This is a genomic window from Bacillus sp. GMa5/1 (assembly GCF_050172015.1).
In the GTDB taxonomy this organism is placed as follows: Bacteria; Bacillota; Bacilli; order Bacillales; family Bacillaceae_G; genus Bacillus_A; species Bacillus_A cereus.
Genome location: NZ_JBNLYC010000045.1, coordinates 25,274 through 34,335, shown reverse-complemented (window position 1 = coordinate 34,335; position 9,062 = coordinate 25,274). Strand labels below are relative to the sequence as shown.

Sequence of the window (9,062 nt, the reverse complement as noted above, 5' to 3'; positions counted from 1 at the left end):
TAATTCTCATCCTATAGCATCTCCAATAATATATATTTCAGCAAAAAAATAAGACTGTTTTTTGTTCACAAAATATTACTCTATTACTCCATCGCTTCCCTCACAACATCTTGAATCATAACAACTTCTGTTTTCATATCAATAGACATTGCTTCTTCATCAATACATTCATACCAAAACGCTAAGTGCTTTTTATCGATTTCATAATGAGAATTTTCGACAAGAGCCCCGCCTTCTCCTTGCACAGAATACCAATATAAGTACTCTTCTCCATCTCTTATTTCCCGGAAAATTGTCTCAACGTACATCTTTTCGTCGTTTAATGTCAAAAGGACTTCTTTCATATTGTCATTAAGAAGCTGCATCCATTCATCTACTCGATGACTCTTACCAGGCTTAACTTTAAATCTCGTTAATTCCACATTCATTTTTATTCCCCCGTTTTCTTACTTACAAACAATCTATATTCTATCGGATTATGAAAACTTAATTTACTAGCTAGTTTTTGCGAAGGAATATTGTCTACATAACAATCCCAGCACGGTGTAATATCATTTTGCATGCAATGCTCAACGAACCGTGTCGCAACAGCTTGAGCTAATCCTTTTCCTTGATATGCTTCATGTGTTGCGATATCTATTTCAGCATAACCATTCCCGCTAAATATTGAGACACATTCAGCTACAATTATCCCATCTTGTTCTATACAAAATCCAAAACCACTATTCAAAAACGTTTCTTTTGATCCCCAATATCCTTTGTAGTACTCCTCTTTAAATTCACTGCTTCGCTCTATATCTCTTCTATCAATACGCTTCACTTCATATGTATTTTTGTTACAATCTCGTTTTCTCTCCTCAAAGGTTACTCTTTGAAATTTCATTCGCGGGATGTTCCGAAGTGTATTACTAAAACGCTCTTCTAACATCATTTCCCACTCTTCACTTGAAGTAAAGAGTGTAAATCTCTTCTCTGTTTTCTCAATAGCTGTTTTTAAATACGAAAATAACTCTTCGTTATAATTTTGATCATCAGTATCACCAAATAAATAATAGATACCGTTAGCTGTAATAATTAATCCTGCTGTTAATTGCCCGTTTACAAAAACCTCACCATCTACCATTTGTTCACATACCGCATAAGCAAATGTCGTCGTTCTTGTATTACTTTCCAAAATCGGAATGATTTTTCTATACTCGGCTACAGATAATTTTTTCATAATTGCTCCACTATAATCGTATCAGCCTCTATATGTTCAAAACAAAGATTTACCGTCCTCTTTAATGCTCTCGTTCTATGAATCGTACATGCTGGAATTAAAATAGAATCATTTGGCTTTAAAACCGCCGTTTCTCCATCTTCAAAATCAATAAGTAACTCTCCCTCTAGCACAATAAATAATTCATCCGAATTAGAATGATAGTGCCAATCATATTCACCAGTAAATACAGCGATGCGTAAGCAATGACTGTTTATGTTTGAAACGACGAAGTTTTTATGTTGATCTTGAATGTCTTTTGTTAATTCTATTAAGTTCACAGTTTCCATATTTCATCCCATCCTTCCATTAGTCGTTCTTCTGAAAAACCAACTTAGTCTCCACCACCTCCGCAATCTCCTCCGCCATCACTTGAGCTGCTACAATCGTTGCTACTGTAGTCACCGAATCCACTTGATGAGCTTGAATTGGATGAAGATTTTTTGCTTCTTTTTCTATCTTTTTTACTTTCATGACTAGGCCAAACCTTATCAAATAATATAAAGAATAAGATTCCTTCTACCATAACAAGCATAACGCCAAAAATACCTTCAATAACATTAGGTGTTATCCCCAAACATTTAACCATCCCACATAAAAACACACAAAAAATCACATACAAGAACATACAAATATATCGAAATACTTTTTCTATCATAAGGACTACTTTTTTTGAAAAAGGTATGTTCTGTTCCTGTTTTCTCTTCATATACTTTTGTCTCTTAACTTGCTTTTTCTTCCTCTTTTTGCTCCCCATTGAATCCCCTCTTTTTGTTATATAATTCTAAATTATCATAATAAAAATCGATTTACACCAATAAATAACAATTATTCACATGTTATTTCCCCATATAAAAAAGACCCTCCTCATAAAGGAAGGTCTCAAATGTATTTCTATTATGATAAAGCAGGAGCTTTTTCAAGTAGCTCTTTCGCATCAGCGTATTGTAAGCCGTGAGCTTCTGCAACTGCTTCGAATGTTACATATCCATCTAATGTGTTAATACCTTTTAGTAATGCAGTGTTGCCTAAGCAAGCATCTTTGTAACCTTTGTTCGCAATTTGTACTGCATATGGTACTGTTACGTTTGTTAATGCAAGAGTTGACGTACGTGGAACCGCACCTGGCATATTAGCAACTGCATAATGAACAACGCCATGTTTTTCGTAAGTTGGGTTGTCATGAGTTGTAATACGATCAGTTGTTTCGAAAATACCACCTTGGTCAATCGCGATATCTACAACGACAGAACCTGGTTCCATTGATTGAATCATTTCTTCAGTTACAAGTTTTGGCGCTTTTGCACCTGGAATTAATACTGCACCAATAACAAGGTCAGATTCTTTAACAGCTTCTGCAATGTTGTATGGATTAGACATTAATGTTTTTACTTGGTTACCGAAAATATCATCTAATTGACGAAGACGTTCTGCACTTAAGTCAATGATTGTTACATCTGCACCTAAACCTACTGCAATCTTAGCTGCGTTTGTACCAGCTTGACCACCGCCGATGATTGTTACTTTGCCGCGTTTTACCCCTGGAACGCCTGCAAGTAAAATACCTTTACCACCTTTGTTTTTCTCAAGGAATTGTGCACCGATTTGTGCAGACATACGACCAGCTACTTCACTCATAGGTGCAAGTAAAGGTAAAGAACGATTGTCTAATTGTACTGTTTCATATGCGATTGATGCAACTTTGTTATCGATTAATGCTTTCGTTAATTCTGGTTCTGGAGCTAAGTGTAAGTATGTGAATAAAATTAAACCTTCACGGAAATAGCCGTATTCACTTGCTACTGGCTCTTTTACCTTCATAACCATATCTTGATTCCATGCTTCTTCAGCAGTTTCAACAAGTTTCGCACCAGCTTGTACGTATTCTTCATCCGTAAAGCCAGATCCTAAACCTGCTCCTTTTTGAACAAAAACTTCGTGACCATTTTGTACTAAATGTACTGCTCCCGCTGGCGTCATTGCCACGCGGTTTTCATTGTTTTTAATTTCTGTTGGAATACCGATACGCATGATTAGTTCCCCCTTGAGTTATGAAATGACCCCTGAATCATTTTTTAAAGCGCTTTCTACGCTCTTATATTTTAACATAATATCTCAATATTTGACAAAAAAATACCACGAGTTTTCCGATAGATTTAATTTTATATTAAAGGACAGTATTATCCGTACCTCTCAGCACAATGGATAAACTGTCCAATTATTTGAAACTTCATCTTATTTTATTCTATCGATGTCTATGAATAACATCCACTGCACCAGTAACTTCAATAATTGTACCGGTAATCATATCGGAATCGTCCTCACATAAAAACGAAATGGTTCTTGCAATATCTTCACCTGTTCCAGATCTACCAATCGGTGTGTTATGCTCTTTCAGCTGACGTGCTTCTTGAATAGTTGCCTCTTTCATCTCACCTATAATATCACCAGGACATACCATGTTCGCAGTAATACCATACTCCGCTTCTTCATAAGCAACTGTTTTCGTTAATGAAACAAGTCCTACTTTCGCTGCGGCAAAAGCTGAACGATAAATCCATCCCGGTGCACTATCCGCCCCTTGAAATCCGTAATTAATAATACGGCCAAAGTTCTGTTTTCTCATGACCGGAACGACAAGTTTTAATAAATGAAATACCGCTGTTAAATTTCCCTGAATCATTTCATTCCATTCATCTTCTTCATAATCAACTAACTTTTTTCGTTCAAATACATATGGACCAGCATTATTAATTAAAAAGTCAATTTTGCCAAAACGGCTCATCGCTTCTTCTACTATTTTATGTAAATCTTCCTTTTTCGTGACATCCGCTTGCACGAATTGTAGACGCTCTTCCACATCTTTATATGTTTCTTTCATCGTTTCCATAGCCGTGGTATCGCTATGGTACGTTACTGTTACTGAATAGCCTTTAGCCAATAACTTTTCTGTTACTTGCTTTCCTAAACCTTTCGTACCGGCTGTAATGAGCGCATGTCTCACAAAACTGCCCCCTTTTAAATTGCTATACTTCATATGTAACAAGTTCTCGCTCCAATTACAACTAAAATGAATTGAAACAGAGTTTTCAAAATTCTGTAACGTTTCTGGCAAGCACGTTACCAAAATTTGTTTTATAATTAAGTTGTAAACAGTTATAAAACAGATTGGGAGGAATTTACTATGAATAATACATATACAAATATTTTAATCGCGGTGGATGGTTCTAAAGAAGCAGAAAAAGCCTTTAAAAAAGCAATTCAAGTCGCAAAGCGCAACAATGCAACATTAACAATTGCTCATATCGTTGATGTAAAAGCATACTCAGCAGTAGAAGCTTATAGCCGTGCAATTGCGGAACGTGCAAATCTATTTGCAGAAGACTTATTAGAAGACTACAAAAAAACTGCGCTTGAAGCTGGTCTTGAAAAAATTGAAACTGTATTAGAATTCGGTAATCCTAAATCAAAAATTTCAAAAGAAATCGCTCCAAATCATAAAGTAGATTTAATTATGTGTGGTGCGACTGGTTTAAATGCTGTTGAGCGTTTCCTAATTGGTAGCGTCTCTGAACATATTATTCGCTATGCGAAATGCGATGTCCTTGTTGTTCGTGGTGATGAGGAACAAGGTGAGCTTTAATTTATAGATAAAACACCAAGTCCACATAGGCTTGGTGTTTTTCATTTTATAAACTTCACTATAAACACAAGACATGCTACGACAACAACGGTAATTGCCAACACATAAGGCGGAAGAAACTTCAAAGACCATAATGCCATCATAATTGTCGCGATCGTTAAGTACGTTTGCCTTGCATCTGCTGTCATTTTTTTACGAAGTAAGAAAACGTACAAATAGCCAATTGGCGGCGTAATAAAGCAAAGAACATATATGATTTTTGATTTTAAATACCACTTTTGTTCTCCGAGTTCCTTTATATCTTCTTCTATTCTCTTATGCTCTTGCTCTCTCGCTTCTTCTACAAGCGGATTTTCCTCTTCTCCTCGCTTTTCTTTCATATAAGGAAGAAAGTGCATAAAAAAATAGTATGCAAATACGAACGCTCCAAATCCAATATTTAATCTTTCTAATGGAATATGTTCACTAAAAAAAGCAGCAGTAAGCACAAAGACAAACAGTATGTCATCATCCAAAATGAATGTTTTCTCTTTTTCCGTTCCATTTCTTTTTCACCTTGTATATCTTTTCTTTTCGAAATCCATATAGAAATAAAGCAATCTACTACAAATAGAGCAAAAATAAATATCGCAACGTGTACTGTTTCTAAATCCTCAAATGAAAAGATATTTGGGAATGCAACGTGTAATACAATTAGCGTGTACAAAATTAACCCTATAAAATAAATACGTCTCATTTTTCATCCCTTTCTTATTTCCTAACATTACGTTAACATACATTTTTTAGAAATAGACGGACAAAATATATATGTGTAAAAAAGGAGGATGCAACATGGATGATTCTGAACGTATTATTTTAGATGTGAATGGGAAAGAACTCGAAATGCTAGATACGATTCGTACTCATTTTAAAGAGAAACATGGCGTTGAACTAAGTAACGGTGCATTACTTAGAGATTTGATGGATATTGAGTATATTCGAATTACGGAAGATCGACATAAGTATGATTAAAAGAAAAACGACTGCAGGCGAATGCCATCAGTCGTTTTCTTTCTTTATTTAAGCTCTTGATGCTTCCCGCCCATACCACCTTGCTCATTGCTATCTTGGTGTACAGTTAGTTTATTTGTTTTCGTATCTTTTAAAACTCTATATGTATATGATTCATTTGGTTCATCTTTAAACTGCACATTCATTCCATACGAATCCATTTTGCTATAAAAGGCCGGTTTTATATATAAAATATCACTTTCTTTATATCCTTTATCTTGCAAATGCCACATCGTTGCGATAATCGCTTCTTCTCGCTTTTCTTTTTCACCAACATACACATATTTGTCCAAAAGAAACACTTTAGCATTTGCAATTAAACTAATTACCAGTACAATGATAAACACTATTTTTTTCATAGACTTCCCCTAAATTGTTATTTTTTACTATATTGTAACTTAAATATTATTAAAAAACAAAGTACGCCAGACTTTACTAGACTGGCGTACTTCCCAACTCAATTCTTAATAAATTCTTTCGTTAACCCCTTCGCCTTCTCCAAAGCGTTTTTGATTTGTTCAAATCCTGTTCCACCCGAACTATTACGACGCTTTACAGCCGCATATGGTGAAAGAACTTCATACAAATCCTCTTCAAATAAAGAGCTCATTTCTTTATATGTTTCAAGCGAGACATCTAATAAATAAATTCCTTTTTGTGTGCAATATAGCACTAACTTCCCAACAATTTCATGAGCTTGACGGAATGGTAGTCCTTTGTTTGCTAAATAGTCGGCAATTTCTGTTGCATTGGAGAAATCTTGCGTCACAGCTTGCCCCATTTTTTCTTTGTTTACAGTCATCGTTTCAAGCATGCCTGCCATAATATGAAGGCATCCTTCTACTGTTTTTACTGTATCAAACATTCCTTCTTTATCTTCTTGCAAGTCTTTATTGTAAGCGAGCGGTAATCCTTTCATTACTGTAAGTAAACTGAATAAATTACCGTATACTCTGCCTGTTTTACCACGGATTAGTTCCGCCATATCCGGATTTTTCTTTTGCGGCATAATGCTGCTTCCAGTTGCGTATTGATCGCTCATTTCAATAAATTGAAACTCTTGGCTACTCCATAAAATAAGTTCTTCACAAAAGCGCGATAAGTGCATCATAAGCAGAGATGAGTTACTTAAAAACTCCAAGATGAAATCACGATCGCTTACTGCATCTAAACTATTTTCATATATTCCATTAAATCCAAGAAGCTCCGCACTATATTCTCGGTCAATCGGGAATGTCGTCCCAGCTAGCGCTCCTGCTCCTAATGGGGAGATATTAATACGCTTTAACGAATCTTCATAACGATTTACATCACGCTCTAACATCCAAAAGTAAGCGAGAATATGATGAGCAAATGAAATCGGCTGAGCACGTTGCAAATGCGTATAGCCAGGCATAATCGTTTCAATATTATTTTCTGCTTGATGAACAAGAACAGTTTGCAATTGTTTTGTAGCTTTTATAATATGTTCTACCTTTTCTTTTAAATACAAATGCATATCTGTCGCTACTTGATCATTACGACTTCGGCCAGTGTGAAGTTTTCCTCCTACTTCGCCAATTTGTTCAATTAACATTTTTTCGATGTTTAAATGAATATCCTCTGCTTCTACTAAAAATTGTAGCTTATTCTCTTTTGCTTCTTTCAATAAATATCGAAGACCTATCTTTATTTTCTCTGCTTCTTCTTTCGTAACGATGCCTTGCTTTGCCAGCATCGTTACGTGTGCAATACTCCCGTTTATATCTTGATTTACTAATTGTTGATCGAAAGAGATGGATGCTCCAAACTCTTCAACCCACGCTTCCGCTTCTTCAGTAAAACGTCCGCCCCAAAGTTTGCTCACGCTTCCACCTTCTTTTGATTCACTTGGCTGTATACTTTCGTCGGTAAACCAAATAATGAAATGAATCCAACTGCTGCATCATGATTAAATTCGTCCTGGGCAGTATATGTTGCTAATTTTTCATCGTATAAAGAGTATTCAGATTTACGTCCTTCTACAATCGCATGACCTTTAAATAATTTCACACGCACTGTACCTGTTACATTCTTTTGCGTTTCTTGTAAAAATGCATGAAGCGCTTGTTTTAAAGGTGAGAACCATAAACCGTTATAAATAAGTTCTGTTATTTTCTGTTCAATCACTGGTTTAAAATGCGCTACTTCTTTTACGTGTGTTAAATCTTCCAACTCTTTATGCGCAGTGATTAACGTCATTGCTGCTGGGCATTCGTATACTTCACGAGATTTAATACCGACAAGACGATTTTCTACGTGATCAATACGTCCAACGCCGTGTTTTCCAGCAAGCGCATTTAACGTTTTAATTAATTCTGCAAGTGAATATGCAGTGCCATTTAAAGTAGTCGGTACGCCCGCTTCAAATCCGATTTCTACAAACTCTGGTTTATTCGGTGTATCTTCTAACGCTAATGTCATCTCATATGCATCTTCTGGCGGCGCTGCCCATGGATCTTCTAAAATTCCACATTCGTTGCTGCGTCCCCATAAGTTTTGATCGATTGAAAACGGGCTATCTAAATTAATCGGAATTGGTACATCGTTTTCTTTTGCATATGCAATTTCTTCTTCACGTGACCATTTCCATTCACGTACAGGCGCAATCACTTCTAAGTAAGGATTTAATGCTTGGATAGAAACTTCAAAACGAACTTGGTCATTTCCTTTTCCTGTACATCCGTGTGCAACTGCAGTTGCGCCTTCTTGTTCTGCGATTTCTACTAATTTCTTCGCAATAAGCGGACGAGATAATGCAGAGACAAGAGGGTATTTTCCTTCGTATAATGTGTGTGCTTGCATCGCCATCAATGCATATTCGCTTGCAAATTCTTCTTGAACGTCAATCATATATGATTTAATTGCACCTACTGAAAGTGCCTTTTCCTTTACAAATGCTAAGTCTTTACCTTCCCCTAAGTCTAAACAAAGCGCGATAATATCATAATTCTTCTCTTGTAACCATTTAATTGCAACGGAAGTATCAAGACCTCCGGAATATGCTAATACAACTTTTTTCTTCTCCATTTTGCATCCCCCTAAAGAATAAATATTCATTTTCTTTTATAATAATTCACACTTTAACACCTT

Annotated in this window: 11 protein-coding genes and 1 pseudogene; 2 read left to right on the top strand and 10 right to left on the bottom strand. The window is 35.8% G+C overall.

Annotated elements, in window-relative coordinates; genetic code table 11:
• Positions 1-83: 83 nt before the first annotated feature.
• From ACQGSG_RS13585 to ACQGSG_RS13560, 6 genes are all read right to left on the bottom strand, one after another.
• The gene (locus ACQGSG_RS13585) at positions 84-428 is read right to left on the bottom strand and encodes a DUF6176 family protein (RefSeq protein WP_001100208.1); all 345 of its coding nucleotides are present in this window, start codon (positions 426-428) and stop codon (positions 84-86) included.
• Between the two features lie 2 nt (positions 429-430).
• Positions 431-1,219, bottom strand: a complete 789-nt coding sequence (locus ACQGSG_RS13580) for a GNAT family N-acetyltransferase (RefSeq protein ID WP_098348258.1) — start codon at positions 1,217-1,219, stop codon at positions 431-433.
• Positions 1,216-1,548 (bottom strand): cupin domain-containing protein, encoded by a 333-nt coding sequence (locus ACQGSG_RS13575; protein ID WP_000450931.1) that lies wholly within the window; start codon positions 1,546-1,548, stop codon positions 1,216-1,218. Before ACQGSG_RS13575 ends, ACQGSG_RS13580 begins: the two co-directional genes overlap by 4 nt.
• A gap of 44 nt (positions 1,549-1,592) precedes the next feature.
• Positions 1,593-2,015, bottom strand: a complete 423-nt coding sequence (locus ACQGSG_RS13570) for a hypothetical protein (RefSeq protein WP_000534947.1) — start codon at positions 2,013-2,015, stop codon at positions 1,593-1,595.
• 140 nt (positions 2,016-2,155) lie between these two features.
• Positions 2,156-3,289, bottom strand: a complete 1,134-nt coding sequence (ald, locus tag ACQGSG_RS13565) for an alanine dehydrogenase (protein ID WP_001219402.1) — start codon at positions 3,287-3,289, stop codon at positions 2,156-2,158.
• Between the two features lie 214 nt (positions 3,290-3,503).
• Positions 3,504-4,295: an SDR family oxidoreductase gene (locus tag ACQGSG_RS13560; RefSeq protein ID WP_002062486.1), complete on the bottom strand. Its 792-nt coding sequence runs from the start codon at positions 4,293-4,295 to the stop codon at positions 3,504-3,506.
• A 147-nt stretch (positions 4,296-4,442) separates the two neighbouring features.
• Here ACQGSG_RS13560 and ACQGSG_RS13555 point away from each other — a divergent pair, with 147 nt between their 5' ends.
• On the top strand, positions 4,443-4,901 hold the full coding sequence (locus tag ACQGSG_RS13555) for a universal stress protein (RefSeq protein ID WP_001066673.1): 459 nt from the start codon (positions 4,443-4,445) through the stop codon (positions 4,899-4,901).
• A gap of 41 nt (positions 4,902-4,942) precedes the next feature.
• Here the strand turns inward: ACQGSG_RS13555 and ACQGSG_RS13550 are convergent.
• Positions 4,943-5,637 (bottom strand): annotated as a pseudogene (locus ACQGSG_RS13550) (hypothetical protein).
• Positions 5,638-5,732: 95 nt separating this feature from the next.
• Between ACQGSG_RS13550 and ACQGSG_RS13545 the strand changes: the two are divergent.
• Entirely contained in the window at positions 5,733-5,912 is a 180-nt protein-coding gene (locus tag ACQGSG_RS13545) for a hypothetical protein (RefSeq protein ID WP_000342765.1), read from the top strand.
• 44 nt (positions 5,913-5,956) lie between these two features.
• Here ACQGSG_RS13545 and ACQGSG_RS13540 read toward each other — a convergent pair whose 3' ends face one another.
• The 3 genes from ACQGSG_RS13540 to ACQGSG_RS13530 all read right to left on the bottom strand — a co-directional run bounded on the left by ACQGSG_RS13540 (position 5,957) and on the right by ACQGSG_RS13530 (position 8,999).
• On the bottom strand, positions 5,957-6,310 hold the full coding sequence (locus tag ACQGSG_RS13540) for a DUF3139 domain-containing protein (RefSeq protein WP_098348595.1): 354 nt from the start codon (positions 6,308-6,310) through the stop codon (positions 5,957-5,959).
• A gap of 98 nt (positions 6,311-6,408) precedes the next feature.
• A complete protein-coding gene (gene argH, locus ACQGSG_RS13535; protein WP_087948525.1) occupies positions 6,409-7,797 on the bottom strand; it encodes an argininosuccinate lyase in 1,389 nt (462 codons plus the stop codon).
• Positions 7,794-8,999 carry an argininosuccinate synthase gene (locus ACQGSG_RS13530; RefSeq protein WP_053514531.1) on the bottom strand — a complete coding sequence of 402 codons (1,206 nt, stop codon included), beginning with the start codon at positions 8,997-8,999 and terminating at the stop codon, positions 7,794-7,796. Before ACQGSG_RS13530 ends, argH begins: the two co-directional genes overlap by 4 nt.
• Positions 9,000-9,062: the final 63 nt, after the last annotated feature.